The sequence below is a fragment of the Loktanella sp. F6476L genome (assembly GCF_023015725.1).
Taxonomy (GTDB): domain Bacteria; phylum Pseudomonadota; class Alphaproteobacteria; order Rhodobacterales; family Rhodobacteraceae; genus Yoonia.
The window spans coordinates 78,321-92,282 of record NZ_JALKAR010000007.1; the positions used below are offsets into that span (position 1 = coordinate 78,321).

Consider the following 13,962-nt stretch of genomic DNA (forward strand, 5'->3'; position numbering starts at 1 on the left):
CACGCCCTTAACCGCCCAATGATCCGGCACACGGCCTAAACCACCCGCAAAATATCCGCAGATGTACTCTGCTCAGGCAAATCAAACCATTAGACCAATTTACGCCATATCATCGTTCCGATAACGGCGCATTTCTTGCCAACATTCGTTGATTTTACAACGTAAAGTAGGTGATAGTAGCGGCGTTACTCCCAGAGGGCTTATTTGTATGCGTATTTCGAAAAGAGAATTTGATTCACTTGCGAGCTTTATCAGGAAGAAGTCTAACGAAGAGGTCGGTCCGGCCATGCGCTATGCCATTTCAGGCATCGACCCTCGGAAATCGAACCGTGATCTCCAATCTCTTGGCGCTGAAAGGCTAACAGAGCTTATCCAGATTTTACCATCAGGACGCGGCACAAGTTTTAGTTCGCCGCTTTTGACAAAGCTGAAAAAGAAAGCGCGACAATCCTTGGCTGGTCTACGTGTGCCGCACCTCGATCCAGAATCATGGCCGCAAATCTACCGGATGCAAATGCGCCTTAATAATAGTCGTGCCGGCCTGCGGGATTTTGGGATGGGCCAAATCGGCAAAATGCACCCTAAAGGCAAATCGCTATCCAAACCGCTGCGTGTCACATCAGTGTGGGACACATCAGAAGCCGGCGATCTTGTGATCATGGGGCCGTGGGCTGACATCGCCAAAATGCTGTCCACCAGTAGCGGAACTTTTCGCGCCAAATTTGACGACATGTACGACGGTGATGTGAATGTCGAATTTGACCGCAAGTATGGCCCGCCCAAAGGTGAATCCCCTGACTGGTTCGAAAAAATAAGTGCGATGCCGCTGTACGTCACGATGGCCGAAGGCGCACAATACACAAAGACAGAATCCGAAGGACACGTTGTTCTCAACGCGCCCGGTGAAATCGTCGATCTGGTGGGTAGCAAAGTGACTGCCATCGCAGGCGCTGTTGCACCGGAAAGCCTTGGTGACAAAACATTGGACATCATCAATGAAATCAAAGGCGTTATGGAAGATCACGTTATTCCAGCGGTCCAATCGGGAATGGAACAGCATGCCATGGTGAAGGAAGAAAAGCTGAACAAAACGCTTTGTACCGTCACTGTCGGTATTGGGCCAGCGGGCAAGAATTACGCTGTTGGCAAACAATCCATGACGGCCGCTGAAATTCTTCAGCTCGCGCGTAAACTACGGTAAATCCCGACCGCTTACCGCTTCGGGTGCTGGCTTTGCGATACCTTCCAGCGCCTTGAGCGGCCTACGCACCGCTTCTGTTAACCCCGGGCGTGTCGGGGCCGCCATTTGCTTTGAAACCTCTACGATCAGAACGCCGCCTGTTGCGATGGGCATGTGGTGACCAACCTTTTCCAACGGACCTGCAAATTTGCGCCAGACCCGTTTTCCGGACGGCGGTTGATACAATGCGGACTGTGATCGTTCCGTGACGAAACGATGCTTACGCAATTGCGATTCCAGCTGCCCCATTGAATAGGGACGCCCGTAGCCAAACGGCGTATTATCAGATCGCGACCAAATTCCTGCCCTGTTAGGCACCACAAAGACGGCTTTCCCGCCGGGGCCAAGCACGCGCCAGCATTCGTCTAGCAATGCAGTGGGATTCTCTGATGTCTCTAGCCCGTGCATCAACACCAGCTTGTCGACGACACCTGTTTCAATCGGCCAAAGCGTGTCGTGACAAAGGACAGACACATTCGGTTGCCCTGCAGGCCACGGCATCACACCTTGCGGTCCGGGCATCAAGCCAATCACCCGTCGTGCATCTGCCAGAAATGGCCGCAGTAACGGGACCGCAAAACCAAATCCGGCCACGGTTTGACCTTTTACATTCGGCCACCAACTGACCAATTCATCACGGATCACCTTTTGTGCGCCCCGACCAAGCGCGCTGCGGTAGTAGAAATTTCGCAGATCAAGAACGTCGAGATGCATTGCAGGGGCCAGTGGTTTGGGTCAGTCTGAATATACAATAGCCACGAAAGCACAATTGACCATGCCCGTTGAAGTCATCACCGTCCCCTGCCTGTCTGATAATTATGCCTTCATCATTGGCAACCCCGACACTGGAGAGGCCGCGGTCGTCGATGTGCCAGAGGCCGGACCGATCAACGCGGTGATTGCCCAAAAAGGATGGACGGTCAGAACAGTGTTTCTCACTCACCACCACGATGACCACGTCATGGGGTTACCGGACCTCAAGATTGACGATGACGCACAGGTCATCGGGGCCGCGGCAGATCAACACCGCCTTCCCCCGCTCACCAGAGCCGTTAGCGAAGGTGATGTCGTGTTGTTGTGTGGACTAGAGACACTGATCATCGATGTATCGGGCCATACCATCGGCCATATCGCAGCCTATACACCGTCAATCGGCCATGCCTTTACTGCCGACAGCCTCATGGCGCTTGGGTGCGGTCGTCTTTTCGAAGGATCAGCAGACCAGATGTGGCAAAGCATGCTGAAGCTGCGCGATCTGCCCGACGAAACAATCATCTGTTCGGGTCACGAATATACGGCGGCCAATGCAAAATTCGCCGCAACTATTGATCCTGACAACGCGCACCTTATCTCTCGTATACGGGCAATCGAAGCTGCCCGCGCCGCCAACCAGCCTACGGTTCCGTCCGAACTGGGGCTTGAAAAACGAACCAACCCCTTCCTGCGTGCTGATGACCCAGCGCTCAAAGCAACCTTAGGGATGCAATCCGCATCCGACAGCGCCGTCTTCGCCGAGATTCGCTCGCGTAAAGACTCGTTCTGACTGGAAACTGGGCAATTGCCCCCGAATTCTTAACGATCACGCAACTTTAAACCAAAAAGTGAGCGTGTTTTGAAAAAAATGCCTTGAAGGTTCGGCTTCGACACCAGACCTTAAGGATAAGAGGCCACGGTTGACCCATCTGTCGGATCAGCCCCCGATCAAAAGGAGCACCCAACGTGCCATCTTTTTCGAACACACTAGAGCAGTCCATTCACGGTGCCTTGGCGCTTGCCAACGCGCGCAAACATGAACTGGCGACGCTTGAACATCTTTTGCTGGCCTTGATTGATGAACCTGACGCGGCCCGTGTGATGCAGGCCTGTGCGGTCAATCTGGACGAGCTGAAGAAAGACCTAGAAGATTTCATCGACGATGATCTGTCCAATCTGATCACAGATGTGGACGGTTCCGAAGCTGTGCCAACGGCGGCTTTCCAGCGCGTAATCCAACGTGCTGCGATCCACGTGCAATCGTCCGGTCGTACCGAAGTTACCGGCGCCAATGTTCTCGTCGCGATCTTTGCCGAACGCGAAAGCAATGCGGCGTATTTCCTGCAAGAACAGGACATGACGCGTTACGATGCGGTGAACTTTATTGCGCATGGCGTGGCCAAGGATCCTGCATTCGGCGAAAGCCGCCCTGTCACAGGGTCGCCAGACGCCGAAACCGTTGATGGCGGTGAAGCCGAAGAAGAAAAATCTGCACTGGCCAAATACTGCGTTGACCTGAATGCAAAAGCTGCCAAGGGTGATGTCGACCCATTGATTGGTCGGTCACATGAAGTCGAACGCTGCATCCAGGTTCTTTGCCGCCGCCGCAAGAACAACCCGCTCTTGGTGGGTGATCCGGGCGTTGGTAAAACAGCAATTGCCGAAGGTCTTGCGTTCAAAATCGTGAACAAAGACACACCAGAAGTCCTGTCAAACGCGACAATCTATTCGCTTGATATGGGCGCGCTTCTCGCAGGGACACGGTATCGCGGTGATTTCGAAGAACGCCTGAAAGCTGTGATGACGGAAATGGAAGACCACCCTGATGCGGTGCTTTTCATTGACGAAATCCACACAGTCATCGGCGCTGGTGCAACATCTGGCGGTGCTATGGACGCGTCCAACCTGCTGAAACCTGCGTTGCAGGGCGGTAAACTGCGGTGCATGGGTTCTACGACTTACAAAGAATTCCGCCAGCATTTTGAAAAGGATCGTGCTTTGGCGCGTCGTTTCCAAAAGATCGACGTGAATGAGCCATCGGTCGAAGATGCTGTGAAAATCCTGCGCGGGTTGAAGCCACATTTCGAAGAGCACCATTCGATCAAATACACAGCTGATGCGATCCGGACCGCTGTGGAATTGGCTGCGCGTTATATCAATGACCGTAAATTGCCGGACAAGGCAATTGACGTGATTGATGAAGCAGGTGCTGCACAACATCTCGTCGCTGAATCCAAACGTCGTAAGACAATTGGCGTGAAGGAGATCGAAGCCGTTGTCGCCAAGATCGCCCGCATCCCGCCAAAAAACGTCACAAAGGACGATGCCGAGGTTCTGAAAGACCTCGAAAAGTCGCTCAAACGTGTTGTCTTCGGGCAGGACAAAGCAATCGAAGCCCTGTCATCGGCGATCAAACTGGCGCGTGCTGGTCTGCGCGAACCGGAAAAACCAATTGGTAACTACCTCTTCGCAGGGCCAACCGGTGTGGGTAAAACCGAGGTCGCAAAACAGCTCGCAGATACACTTGGTGTTGAATTGCTGCGTTTTGATATGTCCGAATACATGGAAAAACACGCTGTTTCGCGTCTGATTGGTGCGCCTCCGGGCTATGTTGGTTTTGACCAAGGTGGGATGCTGACAGACGGTGTCGATCAGAACCCACATTGCGTGCTGCTGCTCGATGAAATGGAAAAAGCGCACCCTGACGTCTACAACATTCTGTTGCAGGTCATGGACCACGGGAAATTGACCGACCACAACGGCCGGACAACCGATTTCCGCAACGTGATCCTGATCATGACGTCAAACGCGGGTGCCGCTGAGCTTAGCAAGAACGCGATGGGCTTTGGTCGTGAAAGCCGCGAAGGTGAAGACACCATCGCGATCGAAAAGCACTTCACGCCTGAATTCCGCAACCGCCTGGATGCGATCATCAGCTTCGGCGCATTGCCGAAACCTGTGATCCTACGCGTTGTTGAAAAGTTCGTGCTGCAACTCGAGGCACAGTTGATCGACCGGAACGTGCACATTGAGCTGACCAATGCAGCGGCCGACTGGCTTGCTGACAAAGGATATGATGCAAAAATGGGGGCTCGCCCGCTTTCGCGCGTCATCCAAGAGCACATCAAGAAACCGCTTGCCGAAGAACTGCTCTTTGGCAAGCTGACAAAAGGTGGTCTGGTCAAAGTTGGCGTCAAAGCTGGCAAACTTGATCTCAAGTATATCGAACCCGAACAGGGCAAGATTGCGGGATCAGGTGACAAACCACCATTGCTGACCGCCGACTAAAGTGCGGCCAATTATGGCAATACCGTTTGTATCCCTCGTCGCAACATCTGCGGCGGGGGATATTCCTTTGGCGCTTCCGATTGATTGCACGCTTGGCGAAACCTGTCATATTCAACAAACGGTTGACCATGATCCAACGGCTGGTGCATCCGATTTCGCCTGCGGACTACTGACCTATGACGGGCACAAGGGCACGGATTTCGCCCTGCCTTCACTCGCGGCCCAAACTGAGGGCGTGAATGTCGTAGCAACGGCTCCCGGGACCGTGCGCGGTGTGCGTGATGGCATGGCGGATATATTGCAGACGGCCGAAAACGCGCCCGACGTAACCGGTAAAGAATGCGGAAACGGTGTCGTGGTCAGCCACGGTGATGGCTGGGAAACACAATACTGCCACCTCGCCAATGGGTCGGTCGCGGTGGGGACTGGCGACAGGGTCGCGATCGGAACCATCTTGGGTCAGGTCGGTCTTTCCGGCCAAACGCAGTTCCCACATCTCCACTTGTCCGTTCGTCACAATGGCAACGTCATTGATCCATTCGACCCCGATGGCGCGATCACCTGCGGCGAACCGTCTGAAACAAAATTGTGGTCAGACGCAATTGATGCGCCAGCAGGCGGATTGATCACTGCAGGTTTTGCAGCCGGGGTCCCCGAATATAGCGCCGTTAAGGCCGGCACAGCACATGAGACGACATTGTCGTCTTCTGACGATTTGGTCGTGTGGGGCTACGTTTTTGGCGGTCGGGTCGGGGACGAAATCATCCTAAAGATCGACGGTCCCAACGATCAAATTATCAACCAAACTGTTGTTCTCGAACGAAATCAAGCACAGCTTTTCCGCGCGACAGGGCGCCGTGCACCTCAGTCTGGGTGGCCCTTCGGCGACTATCTTGGTGACATCCAAATGGTGCGCGATGGAACAATCATCGACACCGCTACGACGACCGTAGACATCCGTTAACGTTCGGTCAGCTTCAGCTCAATGCGACGATTTTGCGCCCGCGCCTCTGGCGTGTTATCCGTATTAATGGGTTGGAATTGGCCGAAACCGTTTGCAGCCAGACGGTTCGGCGGAATACCCAGAAAATCAGTCATATAGCGGACAACTGATAACGCCCTGCCCTGACTGAGTTCCCAATTGTCGCGATACCGCCCATTTCCGCCAAGCGGAATATTGTCCGTGTGCCCGTCGACGCGGATCACCCAGTCGATACCATCTGGAATATCGTCAGCGATATCGCGCAAAATGCTGGCGATATTGGCGATTTCAGCACGCCCCAAATCCGACAATTCCGCGCGTCCGGGCTGGAAAAGCACCTCGGATGAAAAGACGAAACGGTCGCCTTCAATGCGAACACGATCTTGGCCCTCAAGCACTTCGCGAAGTTGGCCAAAGAAATCCGACCTAAACCGTTCAAGGTCTTGCGCCTCGACAGACAAGCGCGCCGCTTCCAAGGCAAGGCGATCTGCTTCCGCTTCTTCCAAGGCCCGTGCGCGCCGTTCTTCTGCCGCCACACGCGCAAGCGCGGTGTTCAACTGTGTGCCAAGCGCTTCGATCTGGACATTTGCGGCAACGTCTTCTTCTTCAGCGAGGTTCAGCAGGCTTTGCAGCGTACCAACCTGCTGGCGCAACTGCGTAATCTGCGCATTCAGCAATGCAACTTGACGTTGGCTTTCTGCCGACAAGGCCTGTTCGTTGGACAAAGCATCGTTCGCTGCGGCCAACAACGCCGCTTGCCGCGCGCTTTCTTCCGATTGCGACAGTGCGGCAGTCGTCTGGCTTTCCGCCTCTTCACGCGCTGCCTGAGCAGCGGCCAAGGCCGTCGCCAATTGCGCGGCAAGGTCGGATTCGGTCGCTTCAGATTGGGACTGTGATCGCGTCAGCGCATCAATCTGCGCCTGCAACGTTTGGTTCTCGGTAATAGCCTGAGCCAACTGATCCTGCAGCGTTTCCACCGCCAAGTTTCCGGTCACTTCTGCTTCGGCGGTATCCGCAAGCTGCGCTTCCACGGCTTGTTTAGCCAATAATAGCGCCGCCAATTCCGTATCGAGGTCAGCACGTGCTGCGTCTGCGGCAGCGAGCAACGTCAGCGTATCTTCCGCCTCACGCCGCTTTTCTTCCAGTGCCAGTGTCATAGCGGTGAGTTCGGTATCCGCATTCGCCAATCTTTCACGTAACGCTTCGGCGGCGGCGGCCTCCGCCAATTGTTGCGCTTCCAACGCGGTCAATTGCTGTGTTTGTTCCGCATTGTCGGCCTCCAATGACGCGATCCGACCCGCATCAATTTCCGCAGTTGTTTCCAGATCATCCACAAGCGATTGCAACGCATCGGCCTGCGCCGCAGCAAGCCGCGCCTGTTCCACCTGCGCATCAATCTCCGATCGGGCCTGTGCTAACGCAAGGTTTAACGCATCAGCCTGCGTCGCTAGTCTGTCTTGTTCTGCCTGCAGTCCTTCGATTTCTGCGATCGCCTCATCGCGTTCATCGGTCAAGTCTGCGATTGTCGCATTTGCCGTGTCCCGATCGGCCAATAGGCCTGCAACCTGCGCCTCGAACGACGTGATTTGTCCTTCGGCAGCCGTCAACGCTTCTGCCTGCGCATCACGTTCTGACAACAGTGAAATGATCTGACTGGCTTGGTCTTCAATCGCGGCATTCGCCACGCCCAGATCGGACGATAAACCAGCGCTTCTTGTTTCTTCTAACCCAAGGGCAGAAGAAAGCGCTTCCACTTCATTGGTCAGGTCGTTCAATTGGTTTTCTTGTCCGGTGATCGTTTCACGCAAAACGAATTGGATCACCATAAAGATCGTCAGAACGAACATCAGAACCAGCAACAGGCCGGTCATCGCATCCACGAAACCGGGCCAGATCGCGTTCTGGAAGCGTCCAGTAGATCGCCGCGACAACGCCATGATTATTCCGCCGGTGGACGCCCACGCGCGCCCTTAATTGTGCGAGAAAGTCCCGCGATATCCGCCCGAATGTCAGCCATCGTTTCTTGGCGACCAGCGGACATTTCTTCAAGAACCCGCAGCAATTGTACATCAATGGACCGCAGACGCATCCGGCTTTCCGCGTCCAATCCATCGACACCACCGTCTTCAAGCCGTTCGATCAGACGCTCCTGTCCTTCTGCAATACGCTGCAACAGTGCCGACTGGTCATTACCGCCCTCGCGCCCGTAGGCCAGTGTTTCGACGGCCGTCGAAAGTTTATCCAGCCTTTCGTCCATGATCGCCCGATTGGCATCGGACTGCGAAAACACGACCGCCATTGTCTCGACCTGCTCGGCAAGATGTTCCATGAAGCCGGCAAGTGCGCCGCTGCCAGACGTGTCGCCATCATCATTTGCCGACACGCTCAGACGCGTGATCGTCGACAGCCATTCTTCCAGTTCCTGATAAAAACGATTCTGACCTTGGGTCGCGAAAAGTTCCAACAGGCCCACGATCAACGATCCAGCCAGTCCCAACAAAGACGACGAAAACGCGGTTCCCATACCGCCGAGCTGGCTTTCCAGTCCGGCCTGCAATCGCCCAAAAATGTCCGCACCACTTTGGCCCTCTTCTGGCGACAGGGACCGGATCGTTTCGACCAATGCAGGAACAGTTGTCGCAAGCCCGTAAAACGTCCCCAAAAGACCAAGAAAAATCAGGGTATTACCAATATATCGAGTAATTTCGCGAACTTCATCAATCCGTTGCCCGACCGACTCCAAAATGGATCGCCCAGAAGATGACGACAATTGCGTGCGCGCACCGCGTGACCGCAAAAGTGTCGCCAGTGGTGCAAGCAATGAAGGGGCGGTGGTCAGATGATGGCCCGCGCGTTCCGCAGCAAATCCTTCAATCCATTGCACCGAATACATCAACTGGATGACTTGCCGGAAACACAGCACCACACCAATCACGAAAACCGCAAAGATTGCGCCATTCAGAACGGGGTTCGACCAATAGATGGCAAGCAATGGTCCGCGGCCGACGTAAAATCCAGCCCCGACGAGGCCAAGCACGATAAGCATAATTGTGATCTGCCCAACCGGTTGCGAAAACTGCGGTGTGGGTTTGCGTTCAGTCATATCTGACACGGGCGTGTGGCCTCTACTGCTCTATATTTTGTGGGGCAGCATAGTCGGATACATACGGAAACCAAACGATTTTATGCAGTTTCCGCGATCTGTCTGACCCGTGTGACAAGCCAATCCATATCGCTATCCGGAATTTTCAGTTCGGCGAGCAGATCGGCAGTGTTGTAAAGGTATTCGGTGTTCGGACCACGACCACCAACCGCTTTCGCGATAATCTGCGCCTGCTTCTCAAGATCGAACTGACAATACTGGACATGGCCGGGGTTAATGACGTAGGCCAATGCTTCGATTTCGCGCCCATCATCTGCATGTAATGTCACATGTTTTTCCAGATAAGCCGAGGATACAAGTTCCCTTTCGCGCAGATATGCCAGCACGTCGTCCGCATGTTCATCATCAACGCGCAGCGCCAATCCCGTACATGTGGCGTCCGCTTCGTCCAACGCCAAAACCAGCCCTGGATCATCGTCGGTCCCGCGATGATGTATCGACAACATACAAAAAGAACGATGGTAGCCCTTCAACGTGGCACGTACTTTTTCCGCCGGTTCAAATCCCGGGTTCCACAACAGTGACCCGTACCCAAATACCCAAAACGCCATGTTGCTGGTCCTTCTACTTGCGCGCCTGTAAACACTGCTTGGGCGAGTATTGAAAGGGCCGTTGATGAAGCGTTTGACTTACTTTGTGGCAATCATTGCACTTATCTACAGTGGGTATTGGGCTGCCGGGGCCTTCGCTTTGAAAAATGGGATGCAATCGCAACTGACGCAGATGACCGATGAAGGTTGGGTCGTCGCATATGACACGCTGAACACAAAAGGGTTTCCGTCCCGTTTTGATACAACTGTGACCGACCTGAACGTGACGACGCCGGACCAATCGACCAGCTATGCCGCATCAATGTTGCAAGTCCTCGCCCTGTCTTATCGCCCGAATAACGCGATCATTGCATTTCCACCGGAACAATCGCTCACCGTGGATGGCCTCCCAATCCTCATCGAAAGCGCCGGATTACGGGCAAGCGTAAGTGCCAATGCGAACACGTCATTGTCGCTTGACCAAGTCTCAGCCGAGGCTCAATCGCTATCATTCTCACTAGGCCAAGGTCAGCTTTCAGCCCTTTCGGACCTTCTTGTCGCAGCCCGAGAAAGTAGCGCTGCGCCATATACTTATGATGCGTACTTCACAGCAACTGACGTCGTCTGGCCGTCCTTGATATTGGGACAGCTGCCTATTGAAGGTGGTTTGCCTCAGACCATTTCAAACGTCACATTTGATGCAAGCATCGCGCTTGATCGTGCTTTGGACCGCCACACGTTGCCGGTTTGGCAAAGCGATCCTGGCCAATTGCGCGGCATGAACCTGCGCGCGTTTTCTATAAACTGGGGGCCGTTCGAAATTTCAGGCAACGGCAGCTTTACGGTAGACGAAACGGGCACGCCTGACGGGACGATTACATTAACTTTGAACGATTGGCAGGGTTTGCTGGACGTGGTGCAATCAACTGGCATGTTGCCCGCGAAGTATCAATTTATGGCGCAATCCATGGGACAGACCCTGTCGCAAGGCGAGAAAACGATGGTTCTGCCGATCACCGTGCAGAACGGAAACCTGTCCGTGGGGCCGCTGCCATTGGGACCATCGCCAAAGTTCTAGTCGCTTCCGAACAGCCCGCTTAACGCCCGCCTTCCCAACGCTGTGACAGATGGTTTCGACGTCGCATGAAACGGCAACGGGCGGCAAACCTCCATCGCAGCGACGCCAACACGCGCTGTCAGCGCGCCATTGATCACACCCTCACCGAACCGTCGCGAAACCTTGGACAGAACACCGCCGCCCGCGATAGATCCAATCATGTCGTCGCCAATTGCGACGGCACCTGTTGCGACCAGATGCGTGAAAACAGTGCGCGTCAACCGCCAGCTACCGATCGTACCGGACCTGCCGCCATAGATCTCTGCGATGCGACGGATCATGCGTAGATTTGCCGTCAATGCTGTGAAAACGTCAGCCAAGGCCAGTGGAACAAGGGCAGTCACTGTCGCGACCTGACGGGCTGCAGCTTCGATTTCGCGGGTTGCGCGGGCATCCAGCGGATCAAGAACTGTCTTCTCTGCCAATCCAAGCAGCCCGTCTGCATCCAACATATCGTGTTGTTGTTCGGCCAATTGTTCGCGCCCCCATGCGGTATCATCGCGCCTCGCATAAAGGCGATTTAATTGGGTCACGGCATTGCGCGCCTCGGCCAGATCGTTGGTGGTCATCGCGCGAGCCGCAGATTTGTGAATACCATCAAGACGTTGCAAACGGCTGAACGCGGCGAGTTCTCTGATCGCCATTCCTAAAAGGACCAGCACAAATCCCGCGATCAGCGCCGTTGCAATGCCACCTAAGATCGGCGAACGCGCAATCAAACCAGTGACGTAGTCCCATGCAGCAAGTGAAACGACAAACCCCAGCAATGCCAAAAGAAATGACCAAAACCATTTTGCAAAGGGCGACGGGCGGCGCGTAGCAAGTGCCGCGACTTGCTGCATCGCGGCCCCATCGGCGGCATTCGGCAGATCAATGACAAGCACAGCATCCGCTGGGTTAGTTGCGTTCTTGCTATCGAGATCAATCAAGACTGGACCGCGATTCTTTATGCTGCTCATGGTCAATCCTTTGTCCACGTCATGAAGGCGTCTGGCAATTTTTCTTCATTGCCCTGTCCGTCCGTCAGGTCGGAAATGTGAAATTTGTTCGCCTCGTAAAACGCAATCGCGTTCTTGCTGGCTTGAAAAGTCCAAAGCGTAAGTTGTTCGCGATCCTGTTTCACGGCATCCAACAACGCTGTCCCCCACCCTTTTCGCCGCAATTCGGGTGCCAAATACAACGCGTCGATGCTATCTGCCTGTCGCGCCAGAAATCCGAAACCATCTTGACTGTCTGCAACCCAAACTTCGCGCGTGTTGATTAGTTTTTGGCAGAAAGCAAAATCTTCAGCACGCGTATGGATCCGCGGCATCCAAGGAGTCGCATCGATCCAGCCGCTCAACACCTCAGCCATCACCGCCGCATCCGAAATATCGGCGGGCCTGATCATAGACGATCCCCGAACAAGAATTCTGCGGCCCGATCAAGACGAATATGCGGCGGCCCATCCCCTGGACGCAATGTCAGCGGGGCCGGTGCAAAATTCATCACTTGATAGTCCGCATCAAGCCAAGCCTGCGCCCCCTCTTCCGCAGGGGCCAACAGATGTGACGGGTCTGATGGCAAATCACCGGGGTAAAACGCCGCCTGTTTTCCAGATCCCAACAATTGCCCCTGAACCACGTTCAAAGGGCCATCGCGATGTTCTACCGTTTGTTCAACCGTCGTACGCAAGGACGCAATTGACATGGCAGCTGTTTGCGCACCCGCAAATCTTGCTTTGTCTCGCGCTTCGCGCAGCAATGCCTCTGTGATCGCGGTCAATTGAGGATGCTGAGTGTGATGCAGATGATCTGCTTTGGTCGCCGCGAATAGTATTTTTTCAACCTGACGTCCCTGAAAGATACGCGTGAGGAAGGCATTTCGTCCAGGACGGAACGCCCCTAAAATGTCCGCCATCGCCTGTTTTAGGTCAGCAACGGCAGGTGGACCAGCGTGGATTGCACCTAAAACATCAATCAAGACGACCTGTCGGTCAATCTTTGAAAAATGGTCCCGAAAGAACGGTTTAACGATATTGCGTTTGTAACTTTCGAATCTGCGTTCCAATTCACGCCCCAGTGACCCTCGCGACCAACTCCCAGTCGGTAATGGCGCAAAAGTCAGCACGGGCGACCCAGCAAGGTCACCGGGCAGCAGAAAACGACCGGGTGTACAGTCAGAAAAACCCGCCTCGCGCGATGCATTCAGATGCGCCGTATATGATGTGGCCAACGCCTGTGCCTGCGTCTCGTCCAGCTTTGCCGTGGCATCAATCGCGCCTAGCGTTTCCAAAAATTCATCGCCGCCCGGTCGTCCAGCCGCACGTGCGATTGCCCCCTTCGACCATTCCGCAAAACTGATATCCAGCAATCCCAGATCAAGCAGCCATTCACCCGGATAATCAACGATATCAAGATGAACGGTTCGCGGCCCCGACAGACCCGACAACAATCCCGTTGGCTGGACGCGCAAAGATAGGCGCAGTTCGGAAATATGTCGTGTTCCATCAGGCCAACTCGGGGTCGGAGACGTCAAGCGTCGCAGGTGATCTTCGAATTCGAAACGCGGTAACGTATCGTCCGGTTGCGGTTGCAAATAAGCCGTGCGGATCGCCCCGTCCGCCGCCGCACGCATTTGCGGCATTCGCCCCCGATCCATCAGGTTTGCCACCAGCGACGTAATAAACACGGTTTTGCCAGCGCGACTTAGTCCGGTTACGCCAAGGCGGATGACCGGTTCAGAAAAAGGGGCGGTTAAGGTGTCCGTTACCAAATCGACGCTGCGCGTGATCTGGTCTGCAATTGCGGCAAGTACCAATTTCGTCCCCTTTTGGCGTGTCTTACCCCATAGATAAGGGCAGCGCGTTGTCTTGGGTAGGGATTGATTTCATCCGTTGCTCCCCCTAAT

The 13,962-nt window shown here is 54.5% G+C and carries 12 protein-coding genes; 5 read left to right on the top strand and 7 right to left on the bottom strand.

The genetic code is table 11. From position 1 onward, the window contains the following. The first annotated feature begins 208 nt into the window (after positions 1 to 208). Positions 209 to 1,201 (top strand): hypothetical protein, encoded by a 993-nt coding sequence (locus tag MWU61_RS14405; RefSeq protein WP_247129082.1) that lies wholly within the window; start codon positions 209 to 211, stop codon positions 1,199 to 1,201. Here the strand turns inward: MWU61_RS14405 and MWU61_RS14410 are convergent. Then, positions 1,193 to 1,954 (bottom strand): methyltransferase domain-containing protein, encoded by a 762-nt coding sequence (locus MWU61_RS14410; protein ID WP_247129083.1) that lies wholly within the window; start codon positions 1,952 to 1,954, stop codon positions 1,193 to 1,195. The genes MWU61_RS14405 and MWU61_RS14410 overlap by 9 nt on opposite strands. 61 nt (positions 1,955 to 2,015) lie before the next feature. On the opposite strand from MWU61_RS14410, the gene gloB reads away from it, so the two are divergent. The 3 genes from gloB (at position 2,016) to MWU61_RS14425 (ending at position 6,245) form a co-directional block, all read left to right on the top strand. Further along, positions 2,016 to 2,783, top strand: coding sequence for a hydroxyacylglutathione hydrolase (gloB, locus tag MWU61_RS14415; protein ID WP_247129084.1), 768 nt, complete (start codon positions 2,016 to 2,018; stop codon positions 2,781 to 2,783). A 176-nt stretch (positions 2,784 to 2,959) separates the two neighbouring features. Beyond that, a complete protein-coding gene (gene clpA, locus MWU61_RS14420; RefSeq protein ID WP_247129085.1) occupies positions 2,960 to 5,281 on the top strand; it encodes an ATP-dependent Clp protease ATP-binding subunit ClpA in 2,322 nt (773 codons plus the stop codon). 13 nt (positions 5,282 to 5,294) lie between these two features. Continuing rightward, positions 5,295 to 6,245, top strand: coding sequence for a M23 family metallopeptidase (locus MWU61_RS14425; protein ID WP_247129086.1), 951 nt, complete (start codon positions 5,295 to 5,297; stop codon positions 6,243 to 6,245). Here the strand turns inward: MWU61_RS14425 and MWU61_RS14430 are convergent. From MWU61_RS14430 to MWU61_RS14440, 3 genes are all read right to left on the bottom strand, one after another. Then, positions 6,242 to 8,200 (bottom strand): peptidoglycan -binding protein, encoded by a 1,959-nt coding sequence (locus MWU61_RS14430; protein WP_247129087.1) that lies wholly within the window; start codon positions 8,198 to 8,200, stop codon positions 6,242 to 6,244. The two genes, MWU61_RS14425 and MWU61_RS14430, sit on opposite strands and share 4 nt — an antisense overlap. Positions 8,201 to 8,202: 2 nt before the next feature. Further along, on the bottom strand, positions 8,203 to 9,366 hold the full coding sequence (locus MWU61_RS14435; protein ID WP_247129172.1) for a biopolymer transporter ExbB: 1,164 nt from the start codon (positions 9,364 to 9,366) through the stop codon (positions 8,203 to 8,205). A gap of 80 nt (positions 9,367 to 9,446) precedes the next feature. Then, positions 9,447 to 9,977 carry a gamma-glutamylcyclotransferase gene (locus tag MWU61_RS14440; protein WP_247129088.1) on the bottom strand — a complete coding sequence of 177 codons (531 nt, stop codon included), beginning with the start codon at positions 9,975 to 9,977 and terminating at the stop codon, positions 9,447 to 9,449. Positions 9,978 to 10,041: 64 nt separating this feature from the next. Between MWU61_RS14440 and MWU61_RS14445 the strand changes: the two genes are divergently transcribed. Continuing rightward, positions 10,042 to 11,034, top strand: coding sequence for a DUF2125 domain-containing protein (locus MWU61_RS14445; protein WP_247129089.1), 993 nt, complete (start codon positions 10,042 to 10,044; stop codon positions 11,032 to 11,034). Here MWU61_RS14445 and MWU61_RS14450 read toward each other — a convergent pair. Genes MWU61_RS14450 through MWU61_RS14460 form a run of 3 tightly spaced genes read right to left on the bottom strand, consistent with a single transcriptional unit; the run spans position 11,031 to position 13,872 of the window. Then, positions 11,031 to 12,032 (bottom strand): TIGR01620 family protein, encoded by a 1,002-nt coding sequence (locus MWU61_RS14450; RefSeq protein WP_247129090.1) that lies wholly within the window; start codon positions 12,030 to 12,032, stop codon positions 11,031 to 11,033. The genes MWU61_RS14445 and MWU61_RS14450 overlap by 4 nt on opposite strands. Before the next feature lie 2 nt (positions 12,033 to 12,034). Next, the gene (locus MWU61_RS14455) at positions 12,035 to 12,463 is read right to left on the bottom strand and encodes a GNAT family N-acetyltransferase (RefSeq protein ID WP_247129091.1); all 429 of its coding nucleotides are present in this window, start codon (positions 12,461 to 12,463) and stop codon (positions 12,035 to 12,037) included. Then, complete coding sequence (locus MWU61_RS14460; protein ID WP_247129092.1) at positions 12,460 to 13,872, bottom strand: YcjX family protein; 1,413 nt, start codon at positions 13,870 to 13,872, stop codon at positions 12,460 to 12,462. The genes MWU61_RS14455 and MWU61_RS14460 overlap by 4 nt, the downstream gene beginning before the upstream one ends. Positions 13,873 to 13,962: the final 90 nt, after the last annotated feature.

Bases quoted from the DNA above. Each gene is read 5' to 3' on its own strand.
- MWU61_RS14405 (WP_247129082.1), top strand. From the start codon at position 209: ATGCGTATTTCGAAAAGAGAATTTGATTCACTTGCGAGCTTTATCAGG.
- MWU61_RS14410 (WP_247129083.1), bottom strand. From the start codon at position 1,954: ATGCATCTCGACGTTCTTGATCTGCGAAATTTCTACTACCGCAGCGCG.
- gloB (WP_247129084.1), top strand. From the start codon at position 2,016: ATGCCCGTTGAAGTCATCACCGTCCCCTGCCTGTCTGATAATTATGCC.
- MWU61_RS14425 (WP_247129086.1), top strand. From the start codon at position 5,295: ATGGCAATACCGTTTGTATCCCTCGTCGCAACATCTGCGGCGGGGGAT.
- MWU61_RS14430 (WP_247129087.1), bottom strand. From the start codon at position 8,200: ATGGCGTTGTCGCGGCGATCTACTGGACGCTTCCAGAACGCGATCTGG.
- MWU61_RS14435 (WP_247129172.1), bottom strand. From the start codon at position 9,366: ATGACTGAACGCAAACCCACACCGCAGTTTTCGCAACCGGTTGGGCAG.
- MWU61_RS14440 (WP_247129088.1), bottom strand. From the start codon at position 9,977: ATGGCGTTTTGGGTATTTGGGTACGGGTCACTGTTGTGGAACCCGGGA.
- MWU61_RS14445 (WP_247129089.1), top strand. From the start codon at position 10,042: ATGAAGCGTTTGACTTACTTTGTGGCAATCATTGCACTTATCTACAGT.
- MWU61_RS14450 (WP_247129090.1), bottom strand. From the start codon at position 12,032: ATGAGCAGCATAAAGAATCGCGGTCCAGTCTTGATTGATCTCGATAGC.
- MWU61_RS14455 (WP_247129091.1), bottom strand. From the start codon at position 12,463: ATGATCAGGCCCGCCGATATTTCGGATGCGGCGGTGATGGCTGAGGTG.